This is a genomic window from Candidatus Terasakiella magnetica (genome assembly GCF_900093605.1).
Lineage (GTDB): Bacteria > Pseudomonadota > Alphaproteobacteria > Rhodospirillales > Terasakiellaceae > Terasakiella > Terasakiella magnetica.
The window spans coordinates 66,301-81,958 of the sequence record NZ_FLYE01000005.1 but is presented as its reverse complement, the minus strand read 5'-3'; the positions used below and the strand labels follow the sequence as shown (position 1 = coordinate 81,958).

Annotated in this window: 16 protein-coding genes; 10 read left to right on the top strand and 6 right to left on the bottom strand. The window is 46.1% G+C overall.

The genetic code is table 11. The features are described from left to right. Positions 1-10 precede the first annotated feature (10 nt). Entirely contained in the window at positions 11-445 is a 435-nt protein-coding gene (locus MTBPR1_RS05595) for a hypothetical protein (RefSeq protein WP_069186579.1), read from the bottom strand. A gap of 78 nt (positions 446-523) precedes the next feature. Further along, entirely contained in the window at positions 524-1,075 is a 552-nt protein-coding gene (ddpX, locus tag MTBPR1_RS05590; RefSeq protein ID WP_069186578.1) for a D-alanyl-D-alanine dipeptidase, read from the bottom strand. A gap of 73 nt (positions 1,076-1,148) precedes the next feature. Here ddpX and tsaB point away from each other — a divergent pair, with 73 nt between their 5' ends. Both tsaB and rimI read left to right on the top strand, forming a co-directional pair. Further along, positions 1,149-1,832 carry a tRNA (adenosine(37)-N6)-threonylcarbamoyltransferase complex dimerization subunit type 1 TsaB gene (gene tsaB / locus MTBPR1_RS05585; RefSeq protein ID WP_069186577.1) on the top strand — a complete coding sequence of 228 codons (684 nt, stop codon included), beginning with the start codon at positions 1,149-1,151 and terminating at the stop codon, positions 1,830-1,832. Then, positions 1,829-2,260, top strand: a complete 432-nt coding sequence (gene rimI / locus MTBPR1_RS05580) for a ribosomal protein S18-alanine N-acetyltransferase (RefSeq protein ID WP_069186576.1) — start codon at positions 1,829-1,831, stop codon at positions 2,258-2,260. Before tsaB ends, rimI begins: the two co-directional genes overlap by 4 nt. Here rimI and MTBPR1_RS05575 read toward each other — a convergent pair. After that, positions 2,257-4,623 carry a bifunctional diguanylate cyclase/phosphodiesterase gene (locus tag MTBPR1_RS05575; protein WP_165602617.1) on the bottom strand — a complete coding sequence of 789 codons (2,367 nt, stop codon included), beginning with the start codon at positions 4,621-4,623 and terminating at the stop codon, positions 2,257-2,259. The two genes, rimI and MTBPR1_RS05575, sit on opposite strands and share 4 nt — an antisense overlap. 154 nt (positions 4,624-4,777) lie before the next feature. Beyond that, positions 4,778-5,041: a sulfurtransferase TusA family protein gene (locus tag MTBPR1_RS05570; RefSeq protein WP_069186574.1), complete on the bottom strand. Its 264-nt coding sequence runs from the start codon at positions 5,039-5,041 to the stop codon at positions 4,778-4,780. Positions 5,042-5,122: 81 nt separating this feature from the next. On the opposite strand from MTBPR1_RS05570, the gene MTBPR1_RS05565 reads away from it, so the two are divergent. Together MTBPR1_RS05565 and MTBPR1_RS05560 are read left to right on the top strand one after the other, a co-directional pair. Beyond that, positions 5,123-5,527, top strand: coding sequence for a Ros/MucR family transcriptional regulator (locus MTBPR1_RS05565; protein ID WP_069186587.1), 405 nt, complete (start codon positions 5,123-5,125; stop codon positions 5,525-5,527). Positions 5,528-5,671: 144 nt separating this feature from the next. Then, positions 5,672-6,088, top strand: coding sequence for a Fur family transcriptional regulator (locus tag MTBPR1_RS05560; RefSeq protein ID WP_069186573.1), 417 nt, complete (start codon positions 5,672-5,674; stop codon positions 6,086-6,088). 7 nt (positions 6,089-6,095) lie between these two features. On the opposite strand, the gene MTBPR1_RS05555 is transcribed toward MTBPR1_RS05560, so the two are convergent. Further along, entirely contained in the window at positions 6,096-6,791 is a 696-nt protein-coding gene (locus MTBPR1_RS05555; RefSeq protein WP_069186572.1) for a substrate-binding periplasmic protein, read from the bottom strand. Positions 6,792-6,930: 139 nt separating this feature from the next. Here MTBPR1_RS05555 and miaB point away from each other — a divergent pair, with 139 nt between their 5' ends. The 4 genes from miaB to MTBPR1_RS05535 are packed head-to-tail and all read left to right on the top strand — an operon-like array spanning position 6,931 to position 10,778. After that, positions 6,931-8,298: a tRNA (N6-isopentenyl adenosine(37)-C2)-methylthiotransferase MiaB gene (miaB, locus tag MTBPR1_RS05550; RefSeq protein WP_069186571.1), complete on the top strand. Its 1,368-nt coding sequence runs from the start codon at positions 6,931-6,933 to the stop codon at positions 8,296-8,298. Further along, complete coding sequence (locus MTBPR1_RS05545; protein ID WP_069186570.1) at positions 8,295-9,335, top strand: PhoH family protein; 1,041 nt, start codon at positions 8,295-8,297, stop codon at positions 9,333-9,335. Before miaB ends, MTBPR1_RS05545 begins: the two co-directional genes overlap by 4 nt. After that, positions 9,332-9,829 (top strand): rRNA maturation RNase YbeY, encoded by a 498-nt coding sequence (ybeY, locus tag MTBPR1_RS05540; protein ID WP_069186569.1) that lies wholly within the window; start codon positions 9,332-9,334, stop codon positions 9,827-9,829. Before MTBPR1_RS05545 ends, ybeY begins: the two co-directional genes overlap by 4 nt. A gap of 37 nt (positions 9,830-9,866) precedes the next feature. Further along, a complete protein-coding gene (locus tag MTBPR1_RS05535; RefSeq protein WP_069186568.1) occupies positions 9,867-10,778 on the top strand; it encodes a hemolysin family protein in 912 nt (303 codons plus the stop codon). Positions 10,779-10,811: 33 nt separating this feature from the next. Here the strand turns inward: MTBPR1_RS05535 and MTBPR1_RS05530 are convergent, their stop codons facing one another. Then, positions 10,812-11,351 (bottom strand): aspartate 1-decarboxylase, encoded by a 540-nt coding sequence (locus MTBPR1_RS05530; RefSeq protein ID WP_069186567.1) that lies wholly within the window; start codon positions 11,349-11,351, stop codon positions 10,812-10,814. A 158-nt stretch (positions 11,352-11,509) separates the two neighbouring features. Here MTBPR1_RS05530 and murJ point away from each other — a divergent pair, with 158 nt between their 5' ends. Together murJ and MTBPR1_RS05520 are read left to right on the top strand one after the other, a co-directional pair. Continuing rightward, entirely contained in the window at positions 11,510-13,054 is a 1,545-nt protein-coding gene (gene murJ, locus MTBPR1_RS05525) for a murein biosynthesis integral membrane protein MurJ (RefSeq protein ID WP_069186566.1), read from the top strand. A 179-nt stretch (positions 13,055-13,233) separates the two neighbouring features. Next, complete coding sequence (locus MTBPR1_RS05520) at positions 13,234-15,633, top strand: methyl-accepting chemotaxis protein (protein WP_069186565.1); 2,400 nt, start codon at positions 13,234-13,236, stop codon at positions 15,631-15,633. The last annotated feature ends 25 nt before the right edge of the window (positions 15,634-15,658 follow it).

Below are 15,658 nucleotides of genomic sequence, written 5' to 3'. Positions count from 1 at the left end.
TATTAAAATTTCACCACTTGTCATCTGAGCTTGAGGAACGCGAGCGGAAATAATCTCCGCTCATAGGTTCATCACGCTCTCTTTCATAGCGCTCTTCCTCATAACGTTCCGGCTCATAACGACCTGTGTTGAGGCGAGGCTCGCGTGTCTGCTCGCGATCTTCATGGGCTTGGGCGCGCAGGGTGGAAAGCTTGGAAGGCGGGACTTTGCCGCATTTATATTGGTCTTTATAGCCCTTGCGTGTACTGACGGTCGCAATCCAGGTATAGGGTTTTTGCAGGCTCAGGCAATATTGTGACGCTGCCTGGTCAGAATAGGTCCGTGCATAATATTGCGAACGGTAATAGACAATCACCCCGTCGCGGTTTTCACCGATCAAGGTTGGTGTATAACAGCCCGTTAAAAGAACAGCTGCGCCAAAAAGGCCAAGGAATGCACGTTTCATTTTTCTACCCCGCATGACTTCATGTGTCACACAGGATATGACACCTTTGATTGTAAATAAAGCAGAAATATCGCCTTTTTACATCATGCTTTCAGGCAAGGCGCTGTCAGAAAAGGTCGGCAGACGCCGGGCATTAAACAATTGATAGTGCCACCATTCATTACGGTAAAAATCCCAATTCGCCGTTGTCATGATCCCCATTAACAAGATGCGGTTTTTTTGCGCGTTAAGAGAGACTTCCATATTGCCGTGATGTGATAAAGGCGTGAAGGCATCAAAGCCTGTACCCATATCAAGGTCTTGGCCTTCACAATCAACAAGGGTGAGATCAATAGCAGCCCCGCGTGAATGGGGAGAACCCCGGCGTGGGTCGGCTAAAAACTTAGGGTCAGGCGTGTGGTTCCACAGTTTCCATTGGGCTTCTGAGGGGCGAAAAGCATCAAAAATGCGAAAGCGATAGCCCAGCTTATCGGCAATCTCAATGGCGTGACATAACAGCCCTTCGGCTTCTTCATGAAGGTAGCAATGGGGTTGGCTATAGACGGGCTCACCTGTGAAATTATCGCTTGTTGCATATTTCATATCCAGCAACACGCCGTGTTTTTCTGGGGTAATTTCAACCAATGCCATTTTGCCAACCTTGAAGAGTAAGAAGAAAAGGCAGTATAAGAGGGCATTACTTTAAAAAAGGTTAGCTCGATTTATGAAAATTCTGGCAATGGATACGGCAGCTGCGGCCTGCTCACTTGCGCTTTGGCAGGACGACTCAGTCACCCATCATGTCTTAAAGGAAATGAGCCGTGGTCATGCGGCTGAATTGTTACCTTTGGCTGAGGAACTGTTAAATAAAGCAGGTCTTGGCATTTTAGATCTGGATGCCTTGGCAGTCACCATTGGCCCCGGTGCTTTTACAGGATTGCGCATCGGTTTGGCCTCTGCACGTGGTTTTGCCGCTGCTAGTAACAAGCCTGTCATTGCAGTCACAACCCTAGAGGCCATCGCCCATGGGGTGGGCGCACAAGATTGCACCGTTCTTTGTGCTTTAGATGCCAAACGGGCTGATCTTTATGCCCAAGTCTTTGATGGGCAGGCACAGCCCTTATGTGAGCCCGTTGCCCGCCTGCCGCAAGATGTGGTTGAGCTGTTGCCAAAAGAGTGCAAAAAAGTCGTGGTTGCAGGCGATAGTTTTGATCGCTTGAAAGATTTACTGGCTGAGCGTGGTCTTGAAGTTATTCACTCTGAGGTCAGATTGCCTAATGCCTATGACGTGGTTGAAATTGCAGCGGCCAAAGGCTTGCCCAAAGAAGGCGAAGGGCGGCCTTCAGCCTTTTATATTCGCCCACCAGATGCGGCCTTGCCTAAAAATGGTGGACGTTTGCGCCCATGAGGCTGGAGGTTCTCCATATCGCCCATAGTGAGATGATTGCCCATCTTCACAAAGAAAGCTTTGATGAAAACTGGTCGATACAGGCCTTTGCGGATTTGGTTGGATTGCCCGCCACATTTGGTTTTATGGCTCATCTTCAGGATCAGCCCGCAGGCTTTATTCTCTGTCAGGGAGATGAGGTTGAGGCTGAGATCATCACCATTGCCACGTCCCCGGACTTTCGCCGCCAAGGGCTTGCAAAGGCCTTGTTAAGACAAGCTTGTGAGAAAACAAAACGTATGTTTTTGGAAGTTGATGAGATGAATAAAGGCGCGATTGTTTTTTATAAGACGATGGGGTTTAGCCAAATTGCACGGCGCAAAAACTATTACACTCATAGCAAGGCGCCAAAAACAGACGCCCTTGTGATGGAACGAAAAAACGATTAATCGTGGGCTTTAAGCCAGTTTAAGAGGTCCGGCTCAGCCATGGGTTTGGCAAAATAATAGCCTTGCAAAATTTGGCAGCCCTCTTCTTTTAAGAAGTCGGCATGTTCTTTTGTTTCAACCCCTTCTGCCACAATCTTCATATTAAGCGCATGGCCCATCTTAACGATGGCGCGCACAAGGCCTGTGGCATCAGGGTCATGGATATCAAGCGTGCGAATGAAGGATTGGTCGATTTTGAGCGTATCAAAGGGATAATCGCGCAAGTAAGAAATAGAGGAATAACCCGTGCCGAAATCATCCAAGGCCAGTGAGGCATTGATGATTTTAATGGCTTCAAGCTGCACATCAACAGTGGTGCTGCCTTCAAGGAAGAGGCCTTCGGTTACTTCCACTTCAATATAGCGCCCATCAAGATCATATTTATGAAGGGCGGCTTCGAGTTTCTCTAAAATAATATCCTGAATGACCTGGCGCGGTGAAACGTTAAGAGCAACGGTGAAATTATCATAGCCTCGGTCTAAAAGGTTGCGTGCTTGTTTACAGCCCTGATCAATAATCCAGCTGCCAATGGGGATGATGAGCCCGCTTTTTTCCGCAATGGGGATAAACTCAGTTGGAGAAACAAAACCAAGCTTTTCATTGGTCCAGCGAATGAGTGCTTCTGCGCCAATAAACCCATGGGTCGTACTGTCGACTTTGGGTTGGAAAACAAGAGAAAGCTCACTTTTTTCCAAGGCGTGGCGCAGCTCATATTCAATGTCATACTGTCTTTGGGTATGCTCATTAATATGGTCGATATGATAGCTATAGGTATTGGGCCCCTTATTGATGGAGCGCGCCATAGCTGTCAGCGAATTGGTTTCTAATTGTTCAGCATTAATGCCATTTTGCGGATAAATGGCAACACCAGCGTTAAAGGTGAGGGGCAGTTCTTTTGCGTCGATTATAATGCCTGTTTGTGTCTTGTTGCGCAGCTCACTCATGAGCAGTTCAATATCGTAATTTTTATCGCTGGCAATGATAAAGGCAAATTCAAGTGCGCCAAAATGGGCAAGAAAACAGTTTTCATTTTCAAAGCTGTGGAGCAACTCCCCAATTTGTTTAATGAACTGGTTGCCCGTCTCAAAATTATAGCTTTTGTTTATATTTGTTAGATTATGAAAATAGAGATTAACCACAAATAATTTTTCATGACTTTCTAGAAACTCAGTGAGTTTTGTGCGCAACATACGGCGGTTGGAAATGCCCGTGAGTTTATTGAAATTCTCGACTTTGAATTTCTCATATTCTCGTTTTTTCTGTTCAGACAGGTCTTTAATACTGGTGACATAGACAATGTTGCCGCCTTTGCGAATGGGCGACACATTGATCTCGATGGGAATGAGAAGATCGTCTTTGCGTCTTAAATCAACTTCCCTGTTTTCCCCCATAATGTTAGAGGATTTGACGCTATGTTCTTCTTCCAGATAGTGATGATGCTGTGCCCTAATCCCTTGGGGCAGTAAAATATCAATGTTGGAGGCGCTTAATTCTTCAAGACTATAACCTGTAATTTGGGCCAAAGCCTGACTGGCAAAAAGGATATTTCCCTGTTTATCCACAAGGGCATGGCCCGTTGAGCTGACGGTAAGCACGCTGGAAAGGATATCGGCGCTTTCTTGTGCTTTTGTCGCCCAATCAACGATGATGATGACGCCAAGCAGGATGAGGATTGAGATCAAAATCGTGAAATGCACCTCATTACCAGCAATGTTCAACCCTTCTTTAACGCATAGGCTACCGGGGTAGAAAATGACCGCTTCCATGGCGATATAATGCATGGCGGTGACTGAAGTGGCGAGGAGGGCGCTGGTAAAGAGCTTTGAATGTTTTGAGAGAAAAGGGTGTGCGTGGTTGATCAAGCGATAGCGCCCATCAATGGCGACATAGGCTAGAATCACGGCGGCAATCAGGGAGAATATGAATAAGGAACTGATATGCACCATGGAAATATCAGCACTGATGCTGGCCATGCCGATGTAATGCATCCCACCCACCCCAAGGGCAAGGATGAGACTGCATAAAATGATTTTACCCTGTGAAGCGCGCGCTTTACCCAAGATTGGCAAGACAATGAGAGAACTGATGGAGATGGGCAGCAGCGATAAAAGGGTGAGTTCTACATTATAGGATATCTCAAGCCCGATATTATAGGCGAGCATCCCAATATAATGCATGGACCACACCCCAATGGCCAAGGCTGCCCCGCCAAGATTGGCATGTAACACTCTTTGGAAGGTCTGGTTGTTTTTTGTCGTCAGTCTGGCTGACGTTAACGCAACATAACTGGCCAGCAGCGCAATGAAAAAAGACAGAAAAACCAAGAGGAGAGAGTATGACCCTTCATACATTTCTGTGGGAAGGGCATTACTATTTGAAAACCAAAGTCCAAAATAGTTCTCACCATAAATCATTGAGCGTCAGACCTTTAATCACCAGTTGAATCGCGTGATAGTAGCCTTATTGGGTTAATACTGTCTAAACTTTTTGAATCAGAAGCTTATAAGTCTTGCCATCTTCCTGCTTGGTTGTGGATAAAACTTTATGACCGAGTTCTTCAGCGGAGAGAGGGACATTCTTTAAGGGCTCCCCCTCGTTAAGTAAAACCTCAATAACCTGACCAGATTGCATTTTCTCTATTTGCAGTTTTGTTTTAACAAAGGTCATGGGGCAGGTATCGCTTGTGATATCTATAAAACGATCGGCATGTAATTCTTTTTCTTTATTTTGAGCAGTATTCATTTTATTCTTGTCACCTAATCTATACGTTTTTATATAACTTAAGAAATTCTTGAAAATTAATAAGTGAAAGATGGTTTTACCATGAGTGATCAGCCAAGCAAACTTGAACTTTTAGAACTGACTTCAGAAATTGTCTCTGCCCATGTCAGTAACAATTCAGTCAGTATGCAGGATGTACCTCAGTTGATTGAAGATGTGTATAAGACTTTGGGTCATGTGGGTGAGAAGTCCGAGCAGAAAGAAAAAGTTCAACCTGCTGTTCCTGTGAAGAAATCCATCCAGCAGGATTATATCATTTGCTTGGAAGATGGCAAAAAACTCAAGATGCTGAAACGTCATCTAAAGACGGCTTATAATATGACACCGGAAGAATACCGCGAAAAATGGAACTTGCCGTCAGATTATCCCATGGTTGCGCCAAACTACGCTGAACATCGCAGTAATCTGGCTAAAAAGATCGGTCTTGGCACGCGCGCGCGCAAGTGACAACATCAAGTCACATTATCTTGTATGTAAATTAGAAAATACTGTCCAATCCATTGACAGAATGATCTGATTAGGCATTATGGCACCAACACTTAATTTGCGATTTAGAAGTGTTTGGTAGTTGAAATATAGAGGGTATATAAAATGACGGAATCCCGCATTGAGGAAATGTGCGTTGAAAAGGGCATGAAAATGACCGGTCAGCGCCGCGTGATTGCCAAAGTCCTGTCTGATGCATCTGATCATCCAGATGTAGAAGAAGTCTATAACCGTTCAAGCGCGGAAGATCCTCATATTTCAATCGCGACTGTATATCGCACGGTGCGGCTTTTTGAAGAAGCCGGCATTATTGAACGCCTTGATTTTGGGGATGGTCGCGCGCGTTATGAAGAAGCCTCAGAAAATCACCATGACCACCTGATTGATGTGCAAAGTGGTAAGATCATTGAGTTTCACGATGATGAAATTGAAGCCCTGCAACGCAAGATCGCTGAAAAGCATGGTTTCCAATTGGTAGACCACCGCATGGAGCTTTATGGTAAGCCTTTAGATAAAGACTAAGAGTTTATCAGTTTTTAGGGTTTAAAAATGCCGCAAGTCGTTTCGCACGCTTGCGGTTTTCTTTTGTGTTGCGAAAGGCGATGACAAGGGGTTTTTCCTCAATCTTGTTATCATAAAACTTCAACGAGGTGGAAACCGCCTTAAGCTCAGGATTGGTTTCAATCAGGTAGTTATAAACATATTGGTCAATCACGCCGTAATCTACACGGCCCAGCAGCACAAACTTGATCAAGGTTGCATCTGTATCAACCCGTTCCTGCATGGGGTGGGTCTCATAAGGGGCAGGATAGACATAGGATTTCACCAGCCCGAGGCTTTTATCAGACAGATCACCCTGTGCTCCTGTGGTGCGCATTCTCTTTCGCGAAATCAAGCCAATGGGGGAGTGAAAAATCGGCACTGAGGCAAAAAAGCCTTTATCGACTTCTTCGGGCCAGGCGCAATAATACCCAATATATTGATCATCCACGAGGGGGAGGTATTTGGCCCGCTTCCATGGGAGATATTCAATCTCCAGCGTGACGTCTATTTTATCAAGGATATTTTTTAGTGCGACATAGCCTAGGCTTTTCTCAGCCAGTTTTTCATCCATATAAGGGGGCCAATCGCGAATGGCGGTGAGCTTCCATGTTTCAGCTTTTAACATAGAGGGCTGAAAAATAAGACAAAGCAAGAGTATGGTCTTCAAGATAATACTTCTCATATCGCCTCCCTTTTATTTTAGAATCATAACAAACTAATATGCTTTAAGATATTGTCTGTTTGTTGAATATCTTGACTCTTGACGCCTCACCCCTTATGTCGCACTCAGCAAGTTGGATATAGCATAAAGACTGTTAATGATGGGTAATTCCAAAAAAGTATTTATCAAGACCTATGGCTGTCAGATGAATGTATATGATTCTGCGCGTATGGAAGATGTTCTTAAACCTCTTGGGTATGAAATGACCGATGGGCCTAAGGATGCCAATATGGTGATTTTAAACACCTGTCACATTCGTGAGAAGGCGTCAGAAAAGGTTTATTCTGAACTTGGTCGCTTGAAAAACATTAAAAAACGACGCGATGAAGAAAATGAAATGATCATCGCGGTGGCAGGCTGTGTGGCCCAAGCTGAAGGCGAAGAAATTTCGCGTCGCGCACCCTATGTGGATATGGTCTTTGGCCCGCAAAGCTATCACAATTTGCCAGAAATGATTGCCAAAGCGCACCGCGCTGGAAATGAGCAGGGCCGCGGCGTTTTAATGACGGAATTTCCTGCAGAAGATAAGTTTGATCACTTACCTGCGCCAACCAAGCCGGAAGGCTATAGCGCGTTTCTTTCCATTCAAGAAGGCTGTGATAAATTTTGCACCTATTGTGTAGTGCCTTATACGCGCGGGGCGGAATATTCCCGCCCGGCTGAACATGTTATGCGCGAAGCCCGTGAACTTGTCGCCCAAGGGGCCATGGAAATCACCCTGCTTGGTCAAAATGTAAATGCTTATCACGGTGATGATGGACGGGGCGGTGAATGGACTTTGGGTCGCTTAATCCGTGAATTGGCGGAAATCGATGGTCTGGAACGTATCCGCTATACAACGTCCTATCCAGCAGAAGTGACAGATGATTTGATCACGGCCCACGCTGAAGTGCCGCAACTTATGCCGTATTTGCATTTGCCCATTCAGTCAGGCTCCAACCGCGTCTTAGCTGCCATGAACCGGGACCATACCCGTGAGCAATATCTAGAAACCATTGCCAAATTAAAAGCCGCGCGCCCTGATCTAGCCCTGTCCTCTGATTTTATCGTTGGTTTTCCTGGTGAGAATGAGCGTGATTTTGAAGACACGCTAGATATGATCCGTCAGGTAAAATTTATTCTGGCTTATTCTTTTGTTTATTCACCACGTCCGGGCACGCCTGCAGCGACCATGGATTTGCAGGTTGAAGCCGCTGTCGCCAATGAGCGTTTGCAGGTTTTACAGCAGCTTTTAAAAGACGTGCAGGCAGAGTTTAATAACGACTGTGTCGGTAAAGAATTCCCCATCCTGCTGGAGCGTGAAGGCCGCCGTGAAGGTCAGCTTGTGGGGCGTAGTCCTTATATGCAGCCTGTCCATGTAAAAGCACCGCTTGATTTAATTGGAAAAATCGCTGATCTTAAAATCATTGAGGCTCGCCAAAACTCTTTGGGGGCTGAATTGGTCAATGTGGAAAGGAAGCATGCGTGAGTGACGAAATTAATCTGACATTGGATTTTGAAGACAATGGCTTATTGCCGGATCTTTTTGGCGAACATAACCGCAATCTGGCTCGTCTTGAACAAATGTTGGATGTCACTATTCATGAACGCGGCAATCAATTAATCGTTGTGGGCGACCCTGAAAATGTCAACCGCACCAAGGATGTACTGCAAAGTCTCTATCAGCGTTTGAAAAACGATATGGTTGTGGGCTCTGCTGAAGTGGATGGCGCTATTCGCATGGCTATTGATGGCGATCAGGCCCCACATGTTCAAGAAACCAAGAAAAAGAGTAAAGCTGCCTTGCCCGATACGGCGATGGTGGTCAAAACGCGCAAAAAACATATTTCACCGCGCTCACCCTTACAGGCGGAATATTTACGTTCCATTGATACCTGTGAGCTGGTTTTTGGTGTTGGGCCTGCGGGTACGGGTAAAACATATTTAGCCGTTGCCAAGGCGGTTGAAGCACTTACCACAGGCGGAGTGGACCGTATTATCTTATCACGCCCTGCTGTAGAAGCGGGAGAGCAACTGGGGTTTTTACCCGGGGATATGCAGGAAAAAGTCGATCCGTATTTGCGCCCAATTTATGATGCGCTTTACGATATGATGCCACAAGACCAAGTGGAAAAACGCATGGAGCGCGGCGAAATTGAAATCGCACCGCTGGCCTTTATGCGCGGACGTACCCTATCTAACGCCTTTGTGATTTTGGATGAAGCGCAAAATACCACTGCGGTGCAGATGAAGATGTTTTTGACCCGTTTGGGCGAAGGCTCCCACATGGTGGTGACAGGGGATTTATCCCAAGTTGATCTGCCCCATGGGGTGCGCTCGGGCTTGCGTGATGCGCTTGAAACCTTGGATGGGGTTAAAGGGGTTGGCGCTATTCGCTTTGGTGAAAAAGATGTGGTGCGCCATCGTTTGGTCAAACGCATTGTTGAAGCCTATGATACGGCAGAAAAGAACCGTGAAGATGCGGAAATTTATGAAAAGCCCCGCAAACGCAGGTATAAAAAATGATCTTGGGTGAGTTGGATATCACCCGTGGTGATGAGGCATGGCTTGCCTGTGATGAGTTGATCACAGCAGCGGTAAAAGCCGCCCTTGAAACCTGTGATCAAGATACAAATGGTCGTGCGTGTGAGCTCAGTATTTTGCTTAGCGATAATGATCAGGTCCAAGAGCTAAATCGGGAATATCGCGAAAAAGACAAGCCAACCAATGTGCTGTCTTTTCCCGCCCTTGAATGTGAAGCCCCCGGTGAGCTGGTGCTTGAGCCCGGTCCTTTGCATTTAGGCGATATTATTTTGGCCCATGGTGTGGTTGAGGTAGAAGCGCGTGAGCAAAAAATCACCATGGAGGATCATTTAACTCATCTGATCTTGCACGGTGTGTTGCATCTGTTGGGCTATGATCATATCGAGGATGAAGAAGCCGAAGTGATGGAAAGCCTAGAAATTGCGCTTTTAAAAGATTTTGGCATTGCGAACCCCTATGCATCTGAGGCAGAGTAACTTTTAGTCTTTCTAAAAAAGTGATTTGAAAAGAAGAATGAACGACCAACAAGGCGACAGTAGCCAGCCTCGCAAGACGGGGCAAACAAATGGGGCAGATGAGCCCGGCTTTTTTGCACGGGTAAACCCGTTTCGCAAAAAAAACAATGGTGACAATAGTGTACGCGATACACTTGAAGAACTGCTTGAAGAACGTGAAGAGCAGGAAATCCCCCTTGAGGCGGAAGAAGCTCAACTTTTAAAGAATATTTTCGGCCTGCGTGAGCGCACCATTGAAGATGTCTGTGTGCCGCGCCCTGATATTTGTGCGGTTGCGGTTGATAGCCCCCTAGATGAAGTCGTTGATTTAATGACCCGTGAAGGTCATTCGCGCATTCCGGTTTATGGCGAAGACCTTGATGATCCCATCGGCATGGTGCATATCAAGGATGTAATCGCTTGGCAAAGCAAGGATATTCCTTTCAGCCTTGCCAAAGTATGCCGCAAGGTTTTGTTCGTTTCCCCCAGTGCGCGCGTGCTTGAACTCTTGCTTGAGATGCGCACCAAACGGGTGCATATGGCCTTGATGGTGGATGAATATGGCGGCACGGACGGGATCGTCACCATTGAAGATTTGGTTGAAGAAATCGTTGGCGAGATTGAAGATGAACATGACCGCCCCGAAGGCCCCATGTATGTGGAGCGCGAAGATGGTGCTATTGATGCCGATGCGCGTTGGGAACTCGATGATGTGGAAGAAAAAATCGGTATCTTCTTACAAGAAGAAGAGCGCGAAGATATCGACACGCTCGGCGGTCTGGTCTTTTCAATCGCAGACCATGTGCCTATTCGTGGGGAAGTGATCACACATGATCACAGCGGTCTGGAATTTGAAATTCTAGAGGCTGATCCACGGCGTATCCACCGTTTGAGAATTCAAAATCTCAAGGTGTTGAAAAAGGCTGAATAAAAGATTTCCCCGCAGATGATGCGGGGATGATTTTTAACGCATCAGGTATTTTTCGATAAAGGCATCAACATCATTGCCTTCAAGACCGCGTTTTTTCAGGTCTTTGCGAATGGAATTGATATCCACATTCGGGTAGGTGTGGCAATCTTCGATCTTGTTGGTTTCAGCATCAATGATGCGGAAATCATAGGCCATTTTCTCACTGCGATAGACATCATATTTCAAGACCTGATCAATCTCGTTATCTGGCAGATAGGTCAGAATAGTTGGTTGCAGGTCGTAAAGGTCCGTTGGTTTGCAGTAATCTGCCGAACAGATGATAACTTCATCGCCTTTTTGACAGGTACGTGCCGCAGCCCCATTAAGGATACAGCATTTAGAACCCGGCTCACCATAGATGACATAAGTTGAAATGCGTGCACCGCTTTGCTTATTCCAGATATCAACAAATTCCATTGGATAGATACCTGCGAGTTCGCACTGTTCCGGATCAAGGGTAATTGAGCCGTGATAGTTCAGGTCAGCACCGGTAACGCGGATACCGTGGAGTTTAGCGCGCACAACTTTCATCATGGTCTTGAACTTTCGTCATATAAAAAATGTTACAGGCGTTATAACGATTTTAAACCTGTGGGCCAGCTTTTTTTTAACATATCAGCCCTATAAATTATATATTCTTTAACCCAAAAACGGCTACCCATAGACGGGTTTGATGAGAGACAGGAATTAAAATGGCCTTATTGCGTTCCATAGCAACCGTTGGCAGCTTCACGATGATGAGCCGCATCCTCGGTTTTGTGCGCGATATTCTGGTTGCAGCTATCTTGGGGGCCGGGCCCATTGCCGATGCGTTTTTCATCGCTTTTAAATTCCCCAATGTCTTTCGCCGCCTTTTTGCAGAAGGCGCGTTTAACGCTGCCTTCGTGCCGCTTTTTGCGGGAAAATATGAAGAAGACGGTGCGGATATCGCCAAGAAATTTGCTGAACAGGCCTTTGCCTTTTTATTCTGGGTTTTGCTTGTTTTGCTTATCGTTATGGAACTGTCCATGCCTTGGGCCATGCAGCTGTTTGCCCCGGGTTTTATGGATGAGCCTGAAAAATTTGATCTCGCCGTTGAGCTAACGCGCATTACCTTTCCCTACCTTTTGTTTATCTCACTTGTCTCCTTGATGGCAGGGGTGTTGAACTCGCTTAATAAATTTGCTGCTGCCGCTGCAACGCCTGTGTTGCTCAATATCTGTCTCATTGGTGCAATCCTTGGGCTCACCCCTCATATGGAAACCCCGGGCCATGCCTTGGCTTGGGGGGTGTTTGGCGCAGGTATTGTGCAGTTTATCTGGCTGTTTTGGAATTGCGCTAAACATAAAATGGTACTGATCTTGCGCCTTCCCTCTTGGGGGGAAGATGTTAAAATTATGGTTAAGCGCATTATTCCCGGGGCCATTGGGGCAGGCATTTATCAGGTCAATCTGCTGGTTGATATGATGATCGCAACTTTGCTGCCCACAGGCTCCATCTCGTTCTTATTTTATGCTGATCGCATCAACCAATTACCCCTTGGCGTGGTTGGGGTTGCGGTGGGTACAGCGCTTTTGCCCATGCTCTCGCGCCAATTGCGCAGTGGTGATGAAAAAGGTGCGATGGAAAGCCTGAACCGCGCCTTAGAATTCTCTCTCTTTCTCACCCTGCCAGCCGCTGCGGCCTATATGGTGATTTCTGATCCTATCGTGAGTGTGCTTTTTGAGCGCAAAGAATTTACCAGTACGGATAGTAGTGCCACAGCAATGGCCCTGTTTGTCTATGCTTTTGGCCTGCCGGCTTATGTGCTCAATAAGGCCCTAACACCGGGCTTTTTTGCCCGCGGGGACACCAAGACACCGATGATCATTGCCGGGGTCTGTATGGTGGTCAATATCGTCTTTAACCTGATTTTGATGGGGCCATATCTACATGTGGGTCTGGCCATGGCTACGGTGATTTCCGCATGGACCAATACGTTCTTGCTGGCCATTGTGCTTAAAAAACGTGGCTATTTCACCATGGATAAGCGGCTGAAATCCAAGGCGATGCGCATCATCTTATCTTGTTTGATTATGAGTGGCTGCCTTTATGGGGCCATGGTCTGGGGCGATGCGTTTTTAACAGGCGCACAGGTTGAGCGAATCGTCTCCCTCATTGCTTTGATCGGTGTGGGATTAGTTACATATTTCCTCAGTGCCTATATTTTGAGGGTTGCACGCCCAACAGAGCTGAAATCCATGCTAAGGCGTAGGTAAAATAAGAGTTTTTATTGAATTGAACGGGCGTTGAAAAAGGTGAAAATATGACGCTTTTGTTTCCATCATATGAAACTCTAAAGACCCGGCTGGTTTGAAATTGACAAAAACTTGAGAGCCCCGCATCTGAGATAGAAGAAACCCGTTTTGGGAACAGACTATTTTAGGTGTGTGTAACAATGGCTTTAGACCGTATTTCAATTTCTCATCGCATTTATATCGGATTTGGTTTTCTTCTTGTGGCCTTGCTGGGCTTAGGGGCTTTTGCCACGCTTCAATTTGATAAAATGGCGGGTTCGACAGAAGTAATCGGCGAAAAGATTAATCTGGTCGGCGGGGCCAATGAATATGCCCTTAGCTTGAAAGAATTGTCCGATACAATCTTGCTTTATGCACGCACACAAACCCAAGATGATCGTAAAAAAGTTGATACTCAGCTGTTTAAAACACAAGCGGTGGAAAAAAACTTTATCCGGGTTTTAAAAGAAAAAGACCAAGGCGATAGCGCAGCTAAGATAGAGGAGTTGGCATCAGTTTATGGTGAGACGCTCATACCGCTTTTACTGCGTATCGAAAATATTGGTGCTTCATCAGATATGATTCTCATGGGAGCGGGGGAGTTGGTGCGCTCATCGTTGAAACTATCTGAGAATTTGAAGAATATTGCGGCTAATAAGCCAGAATATGCCTCCTTAAATACACAGGCCGGGGTGATTTTAAGGGCATCAAATAAGGCCATTTTGGCAACGATGACCTATGGTATAAGGCCCAATGAAGAAAATCTGCAAGGTGCGCGTGATGCGACTTATGCTGTGGATGAAGCCTTGGCTGAAACAAAATCCCAAATGTCGGGCCTGTTACGGCGGGACAAGAAAATTCTAAAGTTTGTCAGACGTGATAATGATTTATTGAAACAGGGCTATATCCAGTTTCAGGGCTCAAACATGGGGTTGTTAAACTCGTTTGAAACCTACCGCAATGAAATTGAAACGACGATGGGTTTTGCCTCTTCAATTCGTCAAAAAGCCATCAATATGCAAAACCGCACCACAAGCGAAGTGACAGGGCAGGCCAATGCAACCATCACCAGCTATGTCATTATCATGACTGTGGTTGCCGCATTTGCAGTTATATTAGGGGCGTTTACATCACAAAGTATTTTAGGCCCGCTAAGACGTGTAACACAGGATATGAAATTCCTTGGTGAAGGGGATACGGAAATTCAGGTTGTGGATCGTGAACGCCGCGATGAAGTGGGCACGATGGCAAAAGCTGTTGTTATCTTTCGTCAAAATGCATTGGATGTGGAACGTCTCACCCAACAGCGTTTAGAAGATCAAAAACGAGAAGAAGAAAAACGCAGCGCATCCTTGATGGCAATGGCGGATACGATTGAGTCTGAAACGGGGCTTGTCCTGGAAAAAGTAGTGAGCCATACCAAAGAGCTTAATGGAGCTGTTGGCGATATTTCCGGTTCGGCCCAAGAAGTCTCTAGTCAGGCCGCAGCCGTTGCAAAAGAAGCAGAACGTTCTCACCATCTCGCCCAAAGTGTGGCTGAGGCCGCAGACCATCTTGCAACATCCATTGAGCAGGTCTCTACAAAAGTAGGCCGCCAACGCAGTATTGCCGATACGGCCAGTCAGCAGGCATCCAGCTCGTCACAATCTGTACAAAAACTGAGTGCTGCTGCTGATAGTATCGGGGATGTTGTTGGTCTTATTAATGATATCGCAGCACAAACCAATATGCTGGCACTAAATGCGACCATTGAAGCGGAACGGGCCGGAAGTGCAGGTAAAGGGTTTGCTGTGGTGGCAAGTGAAGTGAAAAAACTGGCGACCCAAACTTCAAAAGCCACCGCTAAAATTGCCGAGCAAATTAAAGGGATCCGTTATATCACGCAGGACTGTGTGAGCTCTATTGAACAGGTCAATGTGATTATTGATGATATGGCGGAAATTTCCGGTGATGTGGCTCATAGTGTTAATGAACAAAGTGAGGCAACCCATCGCATTACCTCAAATATTCTGGACTCTTTTAAAGTCTCAGAACGTCTTAATCAGTCCGTAAATAATGCCTCTGAAGAAATGAGAGGCGTGCAAAATTTAACGGGTGAGTTGGGGATGGTATCACGCAAAGTGGTTTCAATGGTGGAAAGCCTTGAAATGTCTTTAAATACGGCTGTGCGTTGTGCAGATACATTACGTGAGGGCCAAGAAGGCGATCATATGGCTTTGATTGAACGCGATGTGCCTGTGGTCTTGAAAGGGGAGGGGGGGACATTTCGTTCAAAACTCTTGGATATTTCAAACAATGGCATGGCACTCTATCCACCAATTGATGTGCGCAAAGGTGATGAATTTGTCGCCGAGATCGAAGGAATTCCCGGGACTTATATGATTGAGACTTTGTCGCACCGGGGGCTTGAGTCACCAAAAACACGCCTGCGTTTTGTGGCAGAGATGGAAGAACGTAGTGAAATTGTCCAGTATGTCGCCAAACAATGGGCTGATTATTTACGCAGCGAAATTCTTGGTGCAGAGGTGGTTTATCTCTCTGATTTGCACGCAGCAGAATAGAACCAAAGTTTTCTTGACCCTGCTG

Excerpts from the sequence above, each read along its gene's own strand:
- MTBPR1_RS05520 (WP_069186565.1), top strand. The coding sequence starts at position 13,234 with ATGGCTTTAGACCGTATTTCAATTTCTCATCGCATTTATATCGGATTT.
- tsaB (WP_069186577.1), top strand. The coding sequence starts at position 1,149 with ATGAAAATTCTGGCAATGGATACGGCAGCTGCGGCCTGCTCACTTGCG.
- murJ (WP_069186566.1), top strand. The coding sequence starts at position 11,510 with ATGGCCTTATTGCGTTCCATAGCAACCGTTGGCAGCTTCACGATGATG.
- ddpX (WP_069186578.1), bottom strand. The coding sequence starts at position 1,075 with ATGGCATTGGTTGAAATTACCCCAGAAAAACACGGCGTGTTGCTGGAT.
- ybeY (WP_069186569.1), top strand. The coding sequence starts at position 9,332 with ATGATCTTGGGTGAGTTGGATATCACCCGTGGTGATGAGGCATGGCTT.
- miaB (WP_069186571.1), top strand. The coding sequence starts at position 6,931 with ATGGGTAATTCCAAAAAAGTATTTATCAAGACCTATGGCTGTCAGATG.
- MTBPR1_RS05535 (WP_069186568.1), top strand. The coding sequence starts at position 9,867 with ATGAACGACCAACAAGGCGACAGTAGCCAGCCTCGCAAGACGGGGCAA.
- MTBPR1_RS05560 (WP_069186573.1), top strand. The coding sequence starts at position 5,672 with ATGACGGAATCCCGCATTGAGGAAATGTGCGTTGAAAAGGGCATGAAA.
- MTBPR1_RS05595 (WP_069186579.1), bottom strand. The coding sequence starts at position 445 with ATGAAACGTGCATTCCTTGGCCTTTTTGGCGCAGCTGTTCTTTTAACG.
- MTBPR1_RS05530 (WP_069186567.1), bottom strand. The coding sequence starts at position 11,351 with ATGATGAAAGTTGTGCGCGCTAAACTCCACGGTATCCGCGTTACCGGT.
- MTBPR1_RS05565 (WP_069186587.1), top strand. The coding sequence starts at position 5,123 with ATGAGTGATCAGCCAAGCAAACTTGAACTTTTAGAACTGACTTCAGAA.
- rimI (WP_069186576.1), top strand. The coding sequence starts at position 1,829 with ATGAGGCTGGAGGTTCTCCATATCGCCCATAGTGAGATGATTGCCCAT.
- MTBPR1_RS05570 (WP_069186574.1), bottom strand. The coding sequence starts at position 5,041 with ATGAATACTGCTCAAAATAAAGAAAAAGAATTACATGCCGATCGTTTT.
- MTBPR1_RS05555 (WP_069186572.1), bottom strand. The coding sequence starts at position 6,791 with ATGAGAAGTATTATCTTGAAGACCATACTCTTGCTTTGTCTTATTTTT.